Origin of the sequence: Rugamonas sp. DEMB1 (assembly GCF_029834475.1) — a bacterium.
Taxonomy (GTDB): Bacteria; Pseudomonadota; Gammaproteobacteria; order Burkholderiales; family Burkholderiaceae_D; genus Rugamonas; species Rugamonas rubra.
The window spans coordinates 5,847,448-5,863,080 of sequence record NZ_CP122407.1; the positions used below are offsets into that span (position 1 = coordinate 5,847,448).

Annotated in this window: 11 protein-coding genes, 1 tRNA gene and 1 pseudogene; 6 read left to right on the forward strand and 7 right to left on the reverse strand. The window is 68.8% G+C overall.

What is annotated here, in order from left to right; all coding sequences use genetic code 11:
* The first annotated feature begins 96 nt into the window (after nt 1-96).
* The 3 genes and pseudogenes from QC826_RS26925 to QC826_RS26935 all read left to right on the forward strand — a co-directional run bounded on the left by QC826_RS26925 (nt 97) and on the right by QC826_RS26935 (nt 4,933).
* Complete coding sequence (locus QC826_RS26925) at nt 97-3,411, forward strand: DUF2339 domain-containing protein (RefSeq protein WP_279763211.1); 3,315 nt, start codon at nt 97-99, stop codon at nt 3,409-3,411.
* Nucleotides 3,408-3,665, forward strand: a pseudogene (locus tag QC826_RS26930) (DUF3999 family protein); the annotation flags it as partial. The gene QC826_RS26925 and the pseudogene QC826_RS26930, both read left to right, overlap by 4 nt.
* Nucleotides 3,638-4,933 carry a DUF3999 family protein gene (locus QC826_RS26935; protein WP_279766610.1) on the forward strand — a complete coding sequence of 432 codons (1,296 nt, stop codon included), beginning with the start codon at nt 3,638-3,640 and terminating at the stop codon, nt 4,931-4,933. The pseudogene QC826_RS26930 and the gene QC826_RS26935, both read left to right, overlap by 28 nt.
* Nucleotides 4,934-5,086: 153 nt before the next feature.
* On the opposite strand, the gene pth is transcribed toward QC826_RS26935, so the two are convergent.
* The 7 genes from pth to QC826_RS26970 form a co-directional block, all read right to left on the reverse strand.
* Nucleotides 5,087-5,671: an aminoacyl-tRNA hydrolase gene (gene pth, locus QC826_RS26940; protein ID WP_279763212.1), complete on the reverse strand. Its 585-nt coding sequence runs from the start codon at nt 5,669-5,671 to the stop codon at nt 5,087-5,089.
* A gap of 174 nt (nt 5,672-5,845) precedes the next feature.
* Nucleotides 5,846-6,481, reverse strand: coding sequence for a 50S ribosomal protein L25/general stress protein Ctc (locus QC826_RS26945; protein ID WP_093390500.1), 636 nt, complete (start codon nt 6,479-6,481; stop codon nt 5,846-5,848).
* A 165-nt stretch (nt 6,482-6,646) separates the two neighbouring features.
* Entirely contained in the window at nt 6,647-7,597 is a 951-nt protein-coding gene (locus QC826_RS26950) for a ribose-phosphate pyrophosphokinase (protein ID WP_093390499.1), read from the reverse strand.
* A 157-nt stretch (nt 7,598-7,754) separates the two neighbouring features.
* Nucleotides 7,755-7,831 (reverse strand) — tRNA-Gln (locus tag QC826_RS26955).
* A gap of 75 nt (nt 7,832-7,906) precedes the next feature.
* Complete coding sequence (ispE, locus tag QC826_RS26960) at nt 7,907-8,785, reverse strand: 4-(cytidine 5'-diphospho)-2-C-methyl-D-erythritol kinase (RefSeq protein ID WP_279763214.1); 879 nt, start codon at nt 8,783-8,785, stop codon at nt 7,907-7,909.
* Nucleotides 8,786-8,835: 50 nt separating this feature from the next.
* Entirely contained in the window at nt 8,836-9,447 is a 612-nt protein-coding gene (locus tag QC826_RS26965; RefSeq protein ID WP_279763215.1) for an outer membrane lipoprotein LolB, read from the reverse strand.
* A gap of 152 nt (nt 9,448-9,599) precedes the next feature.
* On the reverse strand, nt 9,600-11,399 hold the full coding sequence (locus QC826_RS26970) for a tetratricopeptide repeat protein (protein ID WP_279763216.1): 1,800 nt from the start codon (nt 11,397-11,399) through the stop codon (nt 9,600-9,602).
* Between the two features lie 147 nt (nt 11,400-11,546).
* Here QC826_RS26970 and mutM point away from each other — a divergent pair, with 147 nt between their 5' ends.
* From mutM to mutY, 3 genes are all read left to right on the forward strand, one after another.
* Entirely contained in the window at nt 11,547-12,380 is an 834-nt protein-coding gene (gene mutM / locus QC826_RS26975) for a bifunctional DNA-formamidopyrimidine glycosylase/DNA-(apurinic or apyrimidinic site) lyase (RefSeq protein WP_279763217.1), read from the forward strand.
* A gap of 37 nt (nt 12,381-12,417) precedes the next feature.
* Entirely contained in the window at nt 12,418-14,346 is a 1,929-nt protein-coding gene (locus QC826_RS26980; protein WP_279766611.1) for a dynamin family protein, read from the forward strand.
* Between the two features lie 91 nt (nt 14,347-14,437).
* Complete coding sequence (mutY, locus tag QC826_RS26985) at nt 14,438-15,610, forward strand: A/G-specific adenine glycosylase (protein ID WP_409567719.1); 1,173 nt, start codon at nt 14,438-14,440, stop codon at nt 15,608-15,610.
* Nucleotides 15,611-15,633: the final 23 nt, after the last annotated feature.

Genomic DNA, 15,633 nt, shown 5'->3' on the forward strand with positions numbered 1-15,633 from the left:
CCGGCACATCAATTATGATATCGTCAACGTTGCTTCCGCTTGGCCCCGGGCGATTCCGCGCCCGAGGCCGTCGAGCATTTCCGGGAGAGCGACTTGATGGAGTTCCTGTTATTCATTTTTTGCGTGGTGACCTTCCGCTACGCCTGGCTGGCCAATACCAGCACACGCCAGGCGCACAAGCTGATCCACGATCTGCGCAACGAAATGGCCGGCCTGCGGGTGGACTTGGCTTCACTGCGCGCGCAAACGTGGCAAGCGCCGGCCGCAGCAACACCGGCGCCGGCGCCGGCCGGAGCTGAGGCGGACAGCGCCGCCTTCCTCAACCAGCACGCGGCGGCCAACGCCGCCGCCGCCACCGTTGCGGACCGCGCCGCGCCGGCCGCCGCCGAGGCGGCGGCCACCGGGCAAGCGGCGGCGGCGCAGGCGGCGGCGCAGGCGGCAGCGGAGCAAACCGCCGCCGAGCAGGCTGCCGCGCAGGCGCTTGGCCGGCAAGCTGCCGCCGAGGCCCGCCGGTCCGAACCGCCGGCGCCACGCCAGCCGCCGAGTCCACCGCCACAATGGCTGCTGGCCGCCAAGGCCTGGCTGTTCGGCGGCAACCTGGTGGCCAAGCTGGGCCTGCTGATCTTGTTCATCGGCATCAGCTTCCTGCTCAAATACACGGCCGCGCGGGTCAGCGTGCCGATCGAGTTCCGCCTGGCCGGCATCGTGCTGGTCGACATCGCCCTGCTCGCCTGGGGCTGGCGCATCCGCCAGCGCCGCCCCAGCATCAGCCTGCCGGTGCAGGGCACCGCGCTGGCCGTGCTGATGCTGGTCACCTTCGGCGCCTTCCGCCTCTACCACCTGATCCCCGGCTCGCTCGCCTTCGCCCTGCTGTTCGTGCTGACCACCTTCACCTGCGTGCTGGCGGCGCTGCAAAACGCCCAGTGGCTGGCCCTGTTCGGCATCGTCGGCGGCTTCGCCGCGCCCATCCTCGCCTCCACCGGCGGCGGCAGCCACATCGGCCTGTTCTCCTACTACGCCCTGCTCAACGCCGGCGTGTTCGGCCTGGCGCTGCTGCGCTCCTGGCGCGCCCTCAACCTGCTCGGCTTCGCCTTCACCTTCGCCATCGGCAGCGCCTGGGGCGTGCTGCGCTACCGGCCGGAGGACTACCTGTCGGCCCAGCTGTTCCTGCTGCTGTTCTTCCTCTACTACGTCGCCATCGCGCTGGCCTACGCGCGCCAGCAGGCGGTGCGGCTGAAGAACTACGTCGACGGCACGCTGATCTTCGGCACGCCGATGCTGGCCTTCGGCCTGCAGGTCGGCCTGGTGCGCCACATCGAGTTCGGCCTGGCCTACTCGGCGCTGGCGCTGGGCCTGTTCTACGTCGGCCTGGCCGTGGCGCTGCGCCGCAACCGCGCCAGGTACGCTCTGCTGGGCGACACCTGCCTGGCCATCGGCGTGGTGTTCGGCACGCTGACCATCCCGCTCGCGCTCGACGGCCGCTGGACCTCGGCCGCCTGGGCGCTGGAGGGCGCCGGCATCGTCTGGGTCGGCCTGCGCCAGCGCCAGACGCTGACCTGGGTGTTCGGCCTGCTGGTGCAGGCCGGCGCCTGGCTCAGCTTCATCGGCAGCGTCAGCGGCCTGGCGCCGGCGACGGCGCTGCAGTCCAACCTGTGGCTGGGCTTCCTGCTGCTGGCCGCCACCGCCTTCCTGATGGCGACCCGCTTCCGCGCCCACGCCAACGGCGCGCTGGACGGGAATGGCGACGAGAACGCCGCGCTGGGCCGCGCCTTCGCGCCGCTGGCCGGCCTGTTCCTGGCCGTCGCCACGGTCTGGCTGATCGCCGGCGCCTGGACCGAGATCTTCCTACGCACCCAAGCAGTCAGCCAAGCCAACCTGCTGGTGTTCACGGCCCTGCTGACGGCCGTCGGCCTCGGCCTGATCGCCAAACGCATGGCCTGGCGGCTGGCCAGTTGGCTGGCGCTGACGGCCCAGGTGGTGGCCGGCGCCACACTGCTCGGCCTGTTCAGGATGGATTGGTGGCTGCCAACGCCGAACCTGTTCGACACGCCCGTGCTGGGCGAGCTGATGATACTGGCCGGCGCCCTGTTCAGCGCCTGGGCGCTGATGCGCCAAGTGCGCGTCGGCGAGGCCAATCTGGCGCCGCTGTCGACGCTGCTGTTGCTGTGGTCCGGCCTGTGGTGGTTCGCGCTGGTTCTGCCCACCTTGTCCAACTGGCTGGCGACCCACATGCAGCTCAACGGCGCGGCCTACCACCTCTTCCCCGAGCTGTGCTGGTCGGCCTACTGCCTGCTGCTGGCGGCGAGCACGGCGCCGCTGCTGCTGGCGGCGCGGCGTCTGCAATGGCCGCAGCTGCGCTGGGCCACGCTGTCCATCTGGCTGGCGCAGGCGCTCGGCACGCTCGCCATGCTCGGCACGCTCTACGCGGCGAACACCCTGCCGAAGGCGCACAGCTGGGTGGCCTACGCGGCCCTGCTGCTGGCCGGCGAATGGCTGCTGCGCGTCTGGCCGGAGAACCGCTGGCGCGTCGCCGCCCCCGCCCTCAAGCTGCTGCACACGCTGCGCAGCGCCGGCCCGTGGTTGATGATCTGGCCGGTGGCGGCGCTCAACATCGCGCGCTGGCTGCAGGACGGCGACAACGCCGAGGCGCAGCTGCTGGCCGACGCCGGCTGGCACACCGACGCCAGCTGGGCGCGCTTCATCCCGGCCTGGCTGATGATGGCGGCGCTGGCCTGGCTGATGCAACGCAGCCGCGCCGGCGGCTGGCCGGTGGCGCCGATCGCCGCCTGGTACCGGCGCCGCCTGCTGCCGCTGGCCTGCGCCTGGTCGGTGCTGCTGCTGGCGGTGTGGAACCTGACGCAGGACGGCGCCATGGCGCCGCTGCCCTACCTGCCGCTGCTCAATCCGCTCGACCTGAGCAGCTGCTTCGCCATGCTGCTGGCGGCGGCCTGCTACCGCATGCTGCGCGAGGACGAGCCGGCCGCCGCCGGCGCGCCGTCCGCGCTGGCGCGGTTGCGGCCGCGCCTGCTGGTCGCCGCCGCCGTGGCCGCCTACGGCTGGTTCAACCTGGCGCTGCTGCGCACCGTGTCGCACTACGCCCACATCCGCTACGCCTTCGACGCGCTGTTCGCCTCGCAGTTCGTCCAGGCCATGCTGTCGCTGGTGTGGAGCGTCACCGCGCTGCTCCTGATGCGCCACGCCGCCAGGCGGCTGAGCCGGCCCGTGTGGATCGCCGGCGCCGCGCTGCTCGGGCTGACCGTGACCAAGCTGTTCCTGGTCGACCTGTCCAACGTCGGCGGCGTCGAGCGCATCGTCTCCTTCCTCGGCGTCGGCGCGCTGATGGTCGGCATCGGCTATCTGGCCCCCTACCCCTCGCCCGCCGGGCAAACCACCGACAAGGAAGCCGCATGATCGCGCTCACCGCAGCAAGCCATACAGCACAAGGGCGCGCGCGGCGCGGCCTGGTCGCGGCGTTGGCCGCGCTGGCGCTGCCGGCCTGGTCGGCGCCGCCCGCCGCCGCCGTCAGCGACACGCCGCAGGACTACGCCTGGACGCTGCCGCTCAGCGCCAAGACCGGCCAGGGTGTGCTGCAGCTGCGCCTGCCGCCGGACGTCTACCTGCACGCCCGCTCGCCCCAATTGGACGACCTGCGCGTGTTCGACGCCCACGGCGCGGCGCTGCCGTTCACGCTGCAGGCGGCGCAGGGCAAGCGCCAGACCAGCCACCGCAGCCTGCCGCTGAAGATCTTCCCGCTGTCCAGTTCCGCCGACCCGGCGCAGCCGCTGGACCTGGACGTGCGCACCGGCGCCGACGGCCGCCTGCTGTCGGTGCGCGTGCGGCCGGAGCAGGCGGCGGCCGGAACAGGCGCCGGCGCCGGCGCCGGCGCGGCGCCACGGCTGAGCGCGCTGATCCTCGACCTGGCCCCTCCGTCCCGGCCGAGGCGGCGCCGCTGATCGACGCGCTGCGCTTCACCCCGCCGGCCGAGCTGCGCGAGTACAACGCGCAAGTGTGGCTGGACACCAGCGACGACCTGAAGCGTTGGGACACGGCCGGCGCCACCGAGCTGAACTGGCTGGTCAGCCGGGACGCGCAAACGCTGGCCAACGACAAGCTGGAATTCACCCCGCGCCGCTTCCGCTACGCCCGCCTGCGCTGGCAAAGCGGCGTGCCGCTGCAGTTCGCCGGCATCGTCGCCGAGCAGCTGCTGCAAAGCGAGGCGCCGCCCTACCGCGACCAGCTGCGGCTGCAGCCGGCGCCCGGCCGGCAGGCCGACGAGCTGGTGTACGCGGCGCCGCTGGCCGTGCCGGCCGGCCAGGTCGGCCTGGACTTCGGCGCGCAGACCGTGGTGCTGCCGGTGACCTTGGGCGGCTACCGCGAGCTGCCGCCGCGCCAGCTGGGCCAGGCCGGCAGCTGGTTGTTCGAGCCGGTCGCCAGCGCCACCTTCTACCGCATCGTGCAGAACGGCCAGGTGCGCGCCTCCGGCGAGCTCGACATCGAACCCCGCCACGCCGCGCAGTGGGCCGCGCGCGGCCAGGGCATCGGCGGCCTGAGGCCGGTGCTGCGCCTGGCCTGGGAGCCGGCCACGCTGGTGTTCCTGGCCAGCGGCGCGCCGCCCTACAGCCTGGCCGTGGGCCGCGACAAGGCCGTCGCCGCCGCGCGCGCGCTGGGCCAGGTGGCGCCCGGTTTTTCCGCCGCCGAGGTGCAGACCCTGGAGACGGCCAGCGCCGGACCGGCGCAACAGCGCCACGCCGGCGCCGACGCGGCCGCCGACGACGCGCTGGCGCAGGCCGGCGCGGCGGCGCGCCAGCGCCTGTGGGTGTTGTGGGGGGTGCTGCTGCTGGGGGTGGCCGTGCTGGGCCTGATGGTGTGGCGCCTGGTCAAGCCGGCGGCATCCAAGGTCGAGGCGGCGGACTCAAAGCCCTCGGCTGGTTAGCCAGAACGCAGCTGAGCCAAGAAACCCCACCGGCATAAACCTGGGGTCGGACCCCGAGGGGTCCGACCCCGGCTCTGCGCCGTTGGGTGGTGTGGTAGCCGCTGGCGCCTTAGCTCGGCGGCGATCGCCTCAGTTGGGGCGCGGCGGATCGGCTCAAGCCGTGTGCAGCTTCATCGTCGCCGCCTCGAACTTGCCTTCGCAAATCTGCGGCATGACCAGCAGCGACTTCTCGATGGCCTCCTCGATCAGCACCTGGTCCTCGCGGCGCGGGCGGTGCAGCACGAAGTCGGCCACCTGCTGCTGCAGGCTGAGCGAGCGCGGATGGCCGATGCCCAGGCGCAGGCGCCAGTAGTCCTGCGTGCCGAGCGCGGCGGTGATGTCCTTCAGGCCGTTGTGGCCGCCGGCCGAGCCGCCCTTCTTCAGGCGGGCGATGCCGGGCATCAGGTCGAGCTCGTCGTGCACCACCAGCACCTCGTCCGGATTGATCTTGTAGAAGCGCGCCAGCCCGCCGACCGACTGGCCGGAGCGGTTCATATAGGTCTGCGGCTCGAGCAGCCACACCTCGTTGCCGGCGATGCTGGTCTTGGCCACCATCGCGTTGAAGCGCGTCTCGCGCTGCAGGCGCACGCCGGGCAGGCTGTTGGCCAGGTTGTCGACCAGCCAGAAGCCGGCGTTGTGGCGGGTTTGTTCGTATTCGGCGCCGGGGTTGCCGAGGCCGACGATGAGACGTATGGACATGGTGAGCTATCTTCGAAAATTGGCGGGCGTGTGCCCGCATTCTTACGGAAAATCGGCAAAACCTCCCGCATCCTGCGCGCGCGGGGCCTTTGCCGATGGCCCGGACTAAAAAAAACCCGCCAGCAGGGCCGGCGGGTTTTTCCCATCTGCTACCGCATCGCTGCGGCGGCCGAATTACTTCTTGGCTTTGGCAGCTGGCTTAGCGTCAGCGGCGGCGGCTGGAGCAGCGGCAGCGGCTTCAGCCGAAACGTGACCGGCTGGTACCGAAGCGGTGGCAACGGTCTGGTTCGCGCCGTGGGCAACGATGGTCACGCCGGCTGGCAGGGTGACTTCACCGATGTGCAGCGAGTGGCCGACGTCGATGTTCGACAGGTCAACGGTGACGAACTCTGGCAGGTCTTTCGGCAGGCACGACACTTCGATTTCGTTCAGCACGTGGCTGATGGTGGCGCCGTGCAGTTTGACCGCTGGCGACACGTCGGCGTTGGCGAAGTGCAGCGCGACCTTCATGTGGATTTTGGTGCTTGCGTCGATGCGCTGGAAGTCAGCGTGCAGAACCAGTTGTTTGTATGCGTGGACTTGGAAGTCGCGCAGCAGAACTTGCTGGACTTTGCCGTCGATTTCCAGATCCAGGATCGACGAGTGGAACACTTCTTTTTTCAACGCGTGGTACAGGGCGTTGTGGTCCAGGGTGATGTTCATCGGGGCTTCGGTGCCACCGTAGACGATACCAGGGGTCTGGCCGGAAATGCGCAGGCGGCGGCTCGCTCCGGAACCTTGCAATTCGCGTTTGAATGCAACAACTTTCATGTGATACTCCAAAATATACAGGGCTCGCGCCCCGTGTTATGAAGCCCCCGCGACCAGGGTGCTTCGAGAATGGCCGCTCGCGCGTCCATGAATCCGGAAATGCACAACGGCGCTGCCGGCTAAAAGCCAGGCGCGCCGCCGTTACCGCTAATTTTTTTGTCTATCTCAGTCGATAAACAGGGAGATCACGGAATCGCCCTTGATGATGCGCTTGAACGTCTCGGCCAGCAATGGTGCGCAGGTCAGTTGACGGATCTTGCCGCAGGCCTTGGCCGCTTCCGACAGCGGGATCGTGTCGGTCACCACCAGCTCGTCGAGCGAGGAGTTGGTGATGCGTTCGATCGCCGGGCCGGACAGCACCGGGTGCGTGCAATACGCGATGACTTTCTTGGCGCCGCGCTCCTTGAGCACCTCGGCGGCCTTGACCAGGGTGCCGGCGGTGTCGACCATGTCGTCCATGATGACGCAGTTGCGGCCTTCGACCTCGCCGATGATGTTCATCACTTCGGACACGTTGGCCTTCGGACGACGCTTGTCGATGATCGCCAGGTCGCAACCGAGGCGCTTGGCCAGGGCGCGGGCGCGCACCACACCGCCGACGTCCGGCGAGACCACCAGCAGGTCTTGGTAGTTTTTCTTTTGCAGGTCGCCCAGCAGGATCGGCGAGGCGTAGATGTTGTCGACCGGGATGTCGAAGAAGCCTTGGATCTGGTCGGCGTGCAAGTCCATGATCAGGACGCGCTCGACGCCGGCTTCTTCCAGCATGTTGGCGACGACTTTGGCCGAAATCGCGACGCGCGCCGAACGTGGGCGGCGGTCTTGACGGGCGTAACCAAAGTAGGGGATGGCGGCGGTGATGCGGCCAGCGGACGCGCGCTTCAGGGCGTCGACCATCAGGATCAATTCCATCAGGCTGTCGTTGGTCGGTGCGCAGGTCGATTGCAACACGAAGACGTCCTTGCCGCGAACGTTCTCGTTAATCTCCACCATCACTTCGCCGTCCGAGAACTTCGAGACGTTTGCCTTGCCGAGAGGGATGCCGAGATTTTTTGCGACTCCTTCTGCCAACGCAGGATTAGCGTTGCCGGTAAAAACCATCAGGTTTTCGTAAGCCATTGGGAGTCCCAGAGATAGAAGATGAAAATTTTTTGAAGGTCACCAGCGGCAGGTCCGCGTGGCGCTGTACTAAGAATGACCCGCGCTGGGCGGGACCATCTGTCTTCGTCCTGACTGGAGGCCAACGTCGCCTCGACAGATTTGCAGGGAAAACGAATGGCAGGGGAACAAGGATTCGAACCTTGGTATGCTGGAATCAAAATCCAGTGCCTTAACCAGCTTGGCGATTCCCCTACGCAACTTGCTGCTTGTCGTTACCGGCGATATTCTATCACCAAAATTACGCCAAGCCAAAACTTTTTTTCTTACTTACAACATCGCGGTGAGCGGATGCTGCATCAGCGCCTTGGCTTTCCAGCTTGACCACTTGTTCGGCATTTTACTCAAAACCGCGTCGGCGTCAACCTCGTTTGCCACTGCACAAAATACACATGCACCGGAACCAGTCATCCTGGCATCACCGTAAGCGCTGAGCCATTCTATCGCCTCGGCTACCGGCGGGAACAGACTCGTTGCCACATGCTGTAAATCGTTCTTTCCGTAACCCTTCAAATCAGTTTGATTTTCGAGGTGGCTGGAAAAGTCCGTTATTATGATAGGCGGAGTATCCCTTGTCAACAGCCCGGATGAAAAAATTGCGGCGGTCGGCACCGCGACGCCGGGCTCGATCACCACGTACCAGCAAGCGGGCGTGCGCACCGGGCGCAGCGCCTCGCCGACGCCCTCGGCGAAGGCGTTCTGGCCGAAGATGAAAAAGGGGATGTCGGCGCCCAGCGGCAGGCCCAGGTCCATCAACTGCTGGCGGGTCAGGCCGGCATTCCACAGTTTGTTGAGCGCCATCAAAGTGGTGGCGGCGTCGGACGAGCCGCCGCCCAGCCCTCCCCCCATCGGCAGGATCTTTTGGATGGCGATGTCGACGCCGCGCGGCAGCGCGCCCGTGCGGCGCAGCACCTCGGCCTGCAGCAGGCGCGCGGCGCGTACGATCAGGTCCTGTTCCTCCGGCACGCCGGCGATGTCGCTGACGCGGCGGATCTGCGCGTCGTCGCGCAGCGTGAAGTCCAGCGTGTCGCCGTGGTCGAGCAGCTGGAACACGGTTTGCAGCAGGTGGTAGCCGTCGGCGCGGCGGCCGTTCACGTGCAGGAACAAATTCAGTTTGGCCGGGGCCGGGCAATTCTTCAGACTGGTCATGGCGGAGGTTCTCGTGCGGTGTCGGTTGCGTGTGTGGTTGCGGCCGCGCCTCAAGAGGCCGGCTCGTCGATGACGATGCGGATCGCCATCTCGTCGACCTGGCCGCCGGCCAGGCGCTCGACGTCGATGCGCTTGGGCCGCGACGGCCCGCCGCCCTCCTCCTGCCAGGAAACGTAGCGCAGGCGCCAGCCGTCGCGCGTGGTGACGGTGTCGTGCGCCGGACTGGCGACGAAGCGGCTGCCGTCGGCGGCGGTGGCGTAGCCCTGCAGCCAGTCGCGCAGGCCGGACACCGGCAGCTCCCAGCCCAGCGCCTGCGCGCTCAGGCTGTCGATGTCGGCGGCCGTGCGCGGCGGCTTGCCGGCCTCGGTCAGCGTGGCCTGGCCGGGCGTGACGCTGATGGCGGCGATGATCTGGCCGAGCGGCGAGGCCAGGCTGACATCGACCCGCTGCGGCGTCTGCGTCCAGTTGAACTTGCCCGACAGCGATTCCGGCTTGCCGTCGCGGCTGTAGTTGACCGACAGGCGGCCGCCCAGCTCCAGCGTGGCGCGGTAGGCCGCCACCGGCGCGCCCGACGGCGGCGCCGACAGCGTGGCGCAGCCGCTCAGCAGTGCGCAGCACAGCAGCGCGGTGGACAGCGGGAAAATGGTTGAGCGTATCGACATGGAAATAGAAAAAAGTGAACGGTGGGCCGGCGAAGGCGTCAGGCGGGGTCAGTGCCGACAATCGGACATTTTTTGCCTGCCCGACCGGATCAATACTTGAGCCCGTGTCCGAATGTCGGCACTGACCCCGGGGCTACGAAGCTTGGAAGCTATCACAGGCTGGTGTTGAGGCGCGCCAGCGTGCTCTTGAGGGCGTCGTTCTTCGGGTCCTTGCTGTGCGCCTCCTGCCACAGCTTGTGCGCGCCGCCCTTGTCGCCCTTGGTCCACAGCACCTCGCCCAGGTGCACGGCGATCTCCGGGTCGCTGCGCAGGCCGTAGGCGCGGCGCAGCAGCTCCTCGGCCAGGTCGAGGTGGCCCAGGCGGAACTGCACCCAGCCCATGCTGTCCATGATGAAGGGGTCGGTCGGCGCCATCTGCAGCGCCTTGTCGATCAGCGCGTAGGCCTCGTCGAGGCGGACATTGCGCTCGGCCAGCGAGTAGCCCAGCGCGTTGTAGGCGTGGTGGTTGTCCGGCGCGGCGGCGATCACCTGGCGCAGGCTGGCCTCCATCACGTCGAGCCGGCCCAGCTTCTCGGCCGCCAGGGCGTGGTCGTACAGCAGGTCGGCTTGGCCGGGAAAGCGCTTGAGCGCGTTCTCCAGCACCACGAAGGCGGTGCGGGTGTCGCCGGCGTCGCGCAGGATCTGCGCGTCGGCCTGGACGATCTGCGCCTGCTCGGCCGGGTCCGCGGTGTTCAGCTCGGCCAGCTGCTTGCGGGCGTCGTCGATGTCGCCCTTGCGCGCGGTCAACTGGGCGCGCTTCAGGCGGGCCGTCAGGTAGAGCCGGGCGTCGCCGCTTTCGATCTTGTCGAGCCAGCCGGTGGCGGCGTCGACGTCGCCGCGCTCCTCGGCGATCTGGGCCAGGATCAGCAGCACCTTGGAGGGGTCGCGCTCGTCGCCGGGACGGTCGCCCAGCACGCCGATGAAGCGCTTGAAGTAGTCCTCGGCGCCGGCCACGTCATTGCTCTGCATCGAGGTCACGCCCAGCGCGTACAGCGTGGCCAGGTTGTCCGGTTGCTCCTTCAGCAGGGACAGGAACTCCTTGCGCGCCGGCAGGTATTGCTTGTTGTCGACCAGGATGCGGGCGTAGGCGGCGCGCACCTCGCGCGCCTGCGGGTGGCGCTCGAGGAAGCCGGTGAGGATCTTGGCGGCGCTGTCGATGTCGGGCGAGACCTGGGCCACCGTCAGCACGGCCAGCTCGGACTCCGGCTTGAGCCGCAGCGCCTCGGCCGCCTCCAGCCGCGCGCGGGCGGCGTCGCCGATGCTGTAGGCGCTCTGCGCCAGCACCAGGTGCGCCTCCAGCGTCGCGCCGTAGGGTTGCAGCACGCGGTCGAGCAGGGCGAAGGCGGCGCCCTTGTCCTTGGCGCGCAGCAGGAACTGCTGCATCTGGAACATGGCCAGGCCGCGCGCGGCCGGCGTGCTGGCCTGCAGGCGCTGGCTGAAGATCTGCTCGGCCTCGCTGAGGTCGTCGCCGAGCACGGCGAAGCCGAGGAAGTATTGCACCGCGTCCTCGGAGTCGGGCGCCAGCTGGCGCCACAGGCGGATCGCCGCCAGCGCCTCGCCGCCCTGCTTGGCGGCCAGCGCCATCTCGGCGGCGCGGCGCGCCAGGCGCGGGTCGCGGGTCTGCTGGGCCAGCGCCATCAGGGTGATGTAGCGGGCCTGCCACTGGCCGCGCTTGAACTCCAGCTCGGCCTTGGTCAACTTGTAGAGCAGGTCGCTGGTCAGCTCGACGCCGGGCAGCGGCTCGGCCGCCGGCGCCGGCGGCTCGGCCGCCAGCTTGGCGGCCTCGGCGGCTGCGGCGGCCTCGACGCTCTCCACCGGCTCGGCGGCGGGCGGCGCGTCGGCCGGCCGTTGCGGGCCGACGGCGCAGGCCGACAGCAAAGCGGAGAGGGTTACAATGGCGAATGCGTTTTTCAAAGGATGGTCCTGGCAAGTCTGGCGGCATGGTCGGGCTAACGGCAGATTCTACGCCCTTCGCATGTAAAGCCGAATGCTCGTAGTGTAACCAAATATTCCGTCCCGCTACGCCGCCGCCCCCCACTTTTCACGTGATTTGCCATCCAGATGCCAGAACTGCCAGAAGTTGAAGTCACCCGGCGCGGCGTCGCGCCCTACCTCGAGGGCCGCGCCGTGCAGGCGGTGGTGCTGCGCCGCAGCGGCCTGCGCTGGCCCTTCCCGGCCGACCTGCCGCAGGCGCTGCCCGGCCACACGGTCGGCTTGACGGGGCGGCGCGGCAAATACCTGCTGATCCACTTCGCCCACGGCACGCTGATCGTCCACCTGGGCATGTCCGGCCACCTGCGCATCCTGCCCTGCGGGGTGGCGGCGCAGAAGCACGACCACTTCGACCTGGTGATGGCCGGCGCGGACGGCCCGCAGGTGCTGCGCATGACCGACCCGCGCCGCTTCGGCGCCGTGCTGTGGCACGCCAACGCCGACGGCGCGCTGGCCGACCACGCGCTGCTGCGCGGCCTGGGCGTCGAGCCGCTCGAGGACGGCTTTTCCGGCCAGCTGCTGCACCAGCGCACGCGCGGGCGCAACACCGCCGTCAAGCTGGCGCTGATGGCGGGCGACATCGTCGTCGGCGTGGGCAATATTTACGCCTCGGAAAGCCTGTTTCGCGCCGGCATCAATCCGAAGACGGCGGCCGGGCGCATCAGCCTGGCGCGCTACGACAAGCTGGCCCAGGCCATCCGCGCGGTGCTGGCCGAGGCCATCGTGCAGGGCGGCAGCACCTTGCGCGACTTTATCAGCGTCAACGGCCAGTCCGGTTACTTCCAGCAATCGTATTTCGTCTATGATCGTGCAGGCGTGCCCTGCCGTGTTTGCGGCGCGCCGGTGCGCCAGATCAAACAGGGGCAGCGTTCGACCTTCTATTGTGTGAATTGTCAAAAATGACGGCGCCGGCCGGCCGGGTGGAGACCAAGTGAGCATGATGATGCGCGATATCGAACAGTACGGCGCCTGGCGCCAGGGCCTCGCCACGGCCCTGCGCAACTACCAGGCCTGGGTGCTCGAGGCCGGGTTGGCCGACGCCGCCACCGAGCAGCGCCTCGCCCGCACGCTGGCCCGGCTGGCCGACGACAAGCTGTCGGTGGCCTTCGTCGCCGAGTTCTCGCGCGGCAAGTCCGAGCTGATCAACGCCATCTTCTTCGCCGACTACGGCCAGCGCATCCTGCCCTCGGCGGCCGGGCGCACCACCATGTGCCCGACCGAGCTGCTGTACGACCCGGCGTTCCCGCCGTCGATCCGCCTGCTGCCGATCGAAACGCGGGCCGACAACCTGTCGACCAGCGACTACCGCGACAATCCGGCCGCCTGGACCACCCTGCCGCTGAACCTGGAGGCCGGCGCCGACATGCACGAGGTGCTCAAGGAGGTCTGCCGCACCCGCCTGGCCAGCGTCGACGAGGCGCGCGGCTACGGCCTGTACGACGACAGCGACCCGGACGCCGCCGTCACCCAGGACGCCGCCGGCCGGGTGGAGATCTCGCTGTGGCGCCACGCCATCATCAACTTCCCCCACCCGCTGCTCAAGCAGGGCCTGGTGATCCTCGACACGCCGGGCCTGAACGCCATCGGCACCGAGCCCGAGCTGACCTTGAACCTGCTGCCCAACGCCCACGCCGTGCTGTTCATCCTGGCCGCCGACACCGGCGTGACCAAGAGCGACATCGAGGTCTGGCGCAACCACATCGGCGCCGGGCCGGGCCGCCTGGTGGTGCTCAACAAGATCGACAGCATGTGGGACGAGCTGCGCAGCGAGGACGAGATCAACCAGGAGATCGACCGCCAGCAGGCCAGCGTGGCGCACATGCTGGCGCTCGAGCCGGGCCAGGTGTTCCCGGTGTCGGCGCAGAAGGCGCTGGTGGGCAAGATCACGCGCGACGTCGCGCTGCAGGCGCGCAGCCGCCTGCACGCGCTGGAGGGGGCGCTGTTCAACCAGCTGATCCCGGCCAAGAAGGAGCTGATCCGCCAGCAGCTGGCGGCCGACCTGCAGGCGCTGGGCGGCGCCCAGCAATCGCTGCTGGCGGCGCGCACGCGCGGCGTGGTCGAGCAACTGCACGAGCTGAAAAGCCTGCGCGGCAAGAACCAGAACGTGATCGCCCACATGATGCGCCGCATCGAGGTCGAGAAAAAGGAGTTCGACGCCAGCCTGTTCAAGCTGCAGGCCACGCGCGCCGTGTTCACCCGCCTGTCGACCGAGTTGTACACCAGCCTGGGCATGGACATCGTGCGCGACGACATCGACCAGGTGCGCGAGCAGATGCAGCGCAGCCGCTTCTTCATCGGCGTGCGCGAGGCGATGCGCCAGTACTTCGAGCGGGTGCGCGCCAACCTCGACGCCTCCGACCGCAAGACGGTGGAGATCGCCGAGATGATGGGCGTGATGTACCGCCGCTTCTCCAACGAGCACGGCCTGTCGCTGGCGCTGCCGATGCCGTTCTCGCTGCAGCGCTACCGCGAGGAGATCGACGGCATCGAGGCGGTCTACTTCAAGCAGTTCGGCACCGCCACGCTGCTCACCACCAGCCGCGTGGTGGTGATGGAGAAGTTCTTCGACACCATCGCCTCGCGCGTGCGCGGCTGCTTCAAGGCCGCCAACGACGACGCCGACGCCTGGTTGCGCGTCATCATGGCGCCGCTGGAGGCGCAGATCCGCCAGCACAAGGACCAGTTGAAGCACCGCCAGGCCTCGATCCAGCGCATCCACGACGCCACCGACAGCCTGGAGCAAAAGATCGACGCCTTCGAGGCCAGCCAGCGCGCGCTCGACGAGCAGCGGGCGCGGCTGGGCGAGCTGGCCGGCGCCATCAACAGCGCCGTCAAGGCCGAATTCGTCGCGCTCGACGCGGCGGCATAACGCGCATGACACACATCCAGCGCACATTCAATACACATCCAATACACATGCAGCGCACATCAGCAGCGCGCACAAGAACACAAGGAACGGCATGAAGCGTCAGCAGCACTCGCCAAGCCCGGGCATGGCCCCGGGCGCGGCGCCGCAAGAAGAGTTGATCGACCCGAGTTTTTCCGCCGCCGTCATCGGCTGGCAACAGCAGCACGGCCGCCACGTGCTGCCGTGGCAGAACACCCGCGACGCCTACCTGATCTGGCTGTCCGAGATCATGCTGCAGCAAACCCAGGTGGCCGCCGTGCTGGGCTACTACGCCCGCTTCCTCGAACGCTTCCCCACGCTGCGCGACCTGGCCGCCGCGCCGGTCGAGGACGTGATGGCGCAGTGGAGCGGCCTGGGCTACTACACCCGCGCGCGCAACCTGCACAAGTGCGCGCAACGCGTGGTGGCCGAGTACGACGGCGTGTTCCCGGTCGAGCAGGCGCTGCTGGCCGACCTGCCCGGCATCGGCCGCTCGACGGCGGCGGCCATCACCGCCTTCGCCAACGGCACCCGCGCCGCCATCCTGGACGGCAACGTCAAGCGCGTCTTCGCGCGCAGCTTCGGCATCGCCGCCTACCCCGGCGAGAAAAAGGTCGAGGAGGCGCTGTGGCGGCGCGCCGAGGCGCTGCTGCCCGAGCAAGGCATCGAGTCGTACACGCAGGGCCTGATGGACCTGGGCGCCACGCTGTGCACGCGCAGCAGCCCGGACTGCGGCCGCTGTCCGCTGCAGGCGCGCTGCGTGGCGCTGGCCACCGACCGCGTCAAGGATCTGCCGGTGCGCAAGCCGAAGAAGGCCAGCCCGGAGAAGCACGCCACCATGCTGGTGTTGATGGATCGCGGCCAGGTGCTGCTGCAGCAGCGGCCCGACAGCGGCATCTGGGGCGGCCTGCTGTCGCTGCCCGAGCTGGACGGCCACACGCTGGCCGAGGACGGCAACATTGCGCCGGCCGACCACGCCGCGCTGAGCATGGCGGTGGCCCGCTTCGGCGAGCTGGAGTCGCACGAGAGGCTGTCGACTATCACCCACGTGTTCACCCACTACAAGCTGCACATCGCGCCCTACCGCGTCACGCTGGCACGCCGGCTCGACGCGGTCGGCGAGGCCGGCTACGTCTGGTACGACGGCGCGCGCATCGCCGAGGCGCCGCTGCCGGCGCCGATCAAAAAACTGATGCTGGAATTGTGCGGCGACGCCGGAGCGGCGCAGTCGCGCATGGCCTTCTAGTGCGCGCGGCGCGCCACCCTGCC

What these genes read in the sequence shown, in the direction of transcription:
- QC826_RS26925 (WP_279763211.1), top strand. Translation starts at nt 97, where the DNA reads ATGGAGTTCCTGTTATTCATTTTTTGCGTGGTGACCTTCCGCTACGCC.
- pth (WP_279763212.1), bottom strand. Translation starts at nt 5,671, where the DNA reads ATGTCCATACGTCTCATCGTCGGCCTCGGCAACCCCGGCGCCGAATAC.
- QC826_RS26945 (WP_093390500.1), bottom strand. Translation starts at nt 6,481, where the DNA reads ATGAAAGTTGTTGCATTCAAACGCGAATTGCAAGGTTCCGGAGCGAGC.
- QC826_RS26950 (WP_093390499.1), bottom strand. Translation starts at nt 7,597, where the DNA reads ATGGCTTACGAAAACCTGATGGTTTTTACCGGCAACGCTAATCCTGCG.
- ispE (WP_279763214.1), bottom strand. Translation starts at nt 8,785, where the DNA reads ATGACCAGTCTGAAGAATTGCCCGGCCCCGGCCAAACTGAATTTGTTC.
- QC826_RS26965 (WP_279763215.1), bottom strand. Translation starts at nt 9,447, where the DNA reads ATGTCGATACGCTCAACCATTTTCCCGCTGTCCACCGCGCTGCTGTGC.
- mutM (WP_279763217.1), top strand. Translation starts at nt 11,547, where the DNA reads ATGCCAGAACTGCCAGAAGTTGAAGTCACCCGGCGCGGCGTCGCGCCC.
- QC826_RS26980 (WP_279766611.1), top strand. Translation starts at nt 12,418, where the DNA reads ATGATGCGCGATATCGAACAGTACGGCGCCTGGCGCCAGGGCCTCGCC.
- mutY (WP_409567719.1), top strand. Translation starts at nt 14,438, where the DNA reads ATGAAGCGTCAGCAGCACTCGCCAAGCCCGGGCATGGCCCCGGGCGCG.